Origin of the sequence: Azospirillum sp. B506, assembly GCF_000333595.1 — a bacterium.
GTDB lineage: Bacteria > Pseudomonadota > Alphaproteobacteria > Azospirillales > Azospirillaceae > Azospirillum.
Window position 1 is genome coordinate 1 of the sequence record NZ_BADK01000601.1, and the last position, 2,450, is coordinate 2,450.

The following is a 2,450-nucleotide window of genomic DNA, read 5'->3' on the forward strand; positions in this document are numbered from 1 at the left end:
GCCCCCTTGGCCGTTGCCGCAGTCGCGGCGGTGGGGGCCCCCCGCTGAAGGGGGGCCGGGTTGATCGCGGCGGGCGTTGCTGGGGCGGCATTTGGGCGGCGGTCGTGCCGGGCGGCTGGGCCTCGTCCTCGTCCCTCAGTCCGGCCTTGAAGGCCTTCACGCCCTTGGCGATGTCGCCCATCACATTGGGCAGCTTGCCGGCGCCGAACAGGAGAAGCACGATGACCAGAACGATCAACCAGTGCCAGATGCTGAAACTGCCCATCGATCAATACCTCTGAAAAACGGTCGGAGCGGACGTCGTCGCGGTCGCCACCAATGTGAGTGCCCCTTCCGCGCCGCACAAGAGGGAGCCGCCAGGAACCCCGTGATAAAGACGGCCCGGTCAGGCCGCCGGGCCGCTCTCCGCCGGTTCCTCCGGCAGCTGGTGGCGCAGGATCAGCGGGGCCTGGAAGGCGCTGAACAGCAGGGTGAGCGGCATGATGCCGAAGACCTTGAAGTTGACCCACATGTCGGTGGTGAAGTTCCGCCACACCACCTCGTTCAGCACGGCCAGCAGCAGGAAGAACCAGGCCCAGCGGATTCCCAGAGTGCGCCAGCCGTCCTCCGACAGGTTCAGCACGGTGCCCAGCAGGCGCTTCATCACGTTGCGGCGCGTCGCATGGGCGACGAACAGCACGATGGCGAACAGCAGGTTGACCAGGGTCGGCTTGATCTTGATGAACAGGTCGTCCTGCAGCCACAGCGTCAGGCCGCCGAACAACAGCACGAAGCCGGCGCCGACCACCGGCATGATCGGGATGCGCCGTTCAAGCCGCCAGGACACCGCGAGCGCGATGGTGATGGCGACCATGAAGACCGCGGTGCCGGTCATGATACCGGCCTGGGAGTTGGCAACGAAGAAGGCGGCGAGCGGGCCGGCCTCGATCGCCAAGCGTGCGAACTGGTTCATGGTCCTTGACATAGCCCGAACCGGCCGGCCATGAAAGGGGCGAATGTTGATGCAAGAGACATTCGGGAGCGCTACCCCACCCTTCGATACGGGGCAGGCGGCGGTGACATCGCTCGGGAACCGGCATCGGGGCGCGACCGGGCTTTTCTCGTGTCGCGTGTTTCGCTAACTCTTTCGCCATCCGCCGAACGGCGAGGACCGGACGAAGGGCAGGGGACCATGGAAGCCGCCGAAGTGAAGGACCTGATCGACGAGGCCCACGAGCGGGAACGGGCCAAGCACCGTCCTGCCGGGCATCACCATTCCGAAGATTCGGAGGAGGGCGGGCACGGGGTGAAGATGTCCACCGCCATCTACATCTCCGTCCTGGCGGCGGTGCTGGCCATCGTCAGCGTTGCCGGTTCCAACGCCGGCAAGGAGCTGATGGCCAGCGCCATCGAGGCGTCGGACAGCTTCGCCTATTACCAGTCCAAGACCCAGCGCCAGATCAGCCTGCGTCTTGCCGCCGACGAACTTGAACTGCTGTCCGCCGGCATGCCAGCGGACGCCCAGGCCAAGGCCATGCAGCGCTCCGCCGAATACCGCCAGTCGGCCGACCGGATGGAAGCCGACGAGGGCAAGAACAGCCGCAAGGACCTTTTGGCGAAGGCCAAGGCGGCGGAGGTGCGGCGCGACCATGCCGCGGCCCAGGACCCCTATTTCGACTTCGCCGAGGGGATGCTTCAGCTGGCCATCGTGCTGGCGTCGGTCTTCGCCATCACCAACCGCGGTTTCATCCTGTGGGCCAGCCGCGGGCTGGCGGCGGCCGGCGTGCTGATGGCAGTGGACGGCTTCACCCTGATCCTGCCTTTGCCTTTCCTTTAATGACGGGTCAGAACTGGACCGACAGGCGCAGGGACCCATAGTTGGTCAGCGATTTCTGGCCTTGGAATTCCGGCGTCTGCAGGGTCTGGGCATAGGTCAGGCCATAGCGGCCGTAGCGCAGCGTCAGGCCGGCCTGCATGCTGCCGACCAGTGGATGCTTGGCGACCGACCGGCTGTCGCGGAAGCTGTTGCCGTCCAGGAAGATGTTGCGCGCCACCGCCCGCCCCTCGGCGCTGGCGTATACGTACCAGGAAAAGCGCCCCGGCCGCTCCGAATAGGGATTGTCCTGATAGGGGATGCTGGCGGTCGGGCGGGTCACCAGCGCGCCCACCGGCGGCGGCATGTTGCCGCCCAACCGGACGGTGGCCCCCGCCGCGGCGAAGGTCAGCACATTGCCGACGCTACCGGCGACATGGGGGCTGAGGTCCCATTCCAGCGGGCCGAGGCTGTTGGGCTTCTCGTCCCGCCAGACATGCTCATAGCTCAGCACCACGCCCGGCTCGTCATGCAACTGGTAGTTCCAGCCTTCGGCAAGACGACGGAACTGGAACGCGCGACCGACGCGCTGCGCGCGGCCAACGAACGGCTGACCGAACTGGACCGGCTGAAGGAAGGGTTCCTGTCCACCGTCACC

Annotated in this window: 4 protein-coding genes; 1 reads left to right on the forward strand and 3 read right to left on the reverse strand. The window is 66.4% G+C overall.

Going from position 1 to position 2,450, the window contains the following annotated elements; translation table 11 throughout:
* Window positions 1-265 (reverse strand): twin-arginine translocase TatA/TatE family subunit (locus tag I71_RS17505; RefSeq protein ID WP_042696124.1); only part of this gene is annotated, 265 nt, incomplete at its 3' end.
* Window positions 266-385: 120 nt separating this feature from the next.
* Complete coding sequence (locus I71_RS17510; protein WP_083897226.1) at window positions 386-952, reverse strand: septation protein A; 567 nt, start codon at window positions 950-952, stop codon at window positions 386-388.
* A 219-nt stretch (window positions 953-1,171) separates the two neighbouring features.
* Here I71_RS17510 and I71_RS17515 point away from each other — a divergent pair, with 219 nt between their 5' ends.
* Window positions 1,172-1,816, forward strand: coding sequence for a DUF4337 domain-containing protein (locus I71_RS17515; protein ID WP_049976175.1), 645 nt, complete (start codon window positions 1,172-1,174; stop codon window positions 1,814-1,816).
* Window positions 1,817-1,823: 7 nt separating this feature from the next.
* Here I71_RS17515 and I71_RS17520 read toward each other — a convergent pair.
* Window positions 1,824-2,450: lipid A deacylase LpxR family protein (locus tag I71_RS17520; RefSeq protein WP_280109892.1), on the reverse strand; the 627-nt coding region annotated here is incomplete at its 5' end.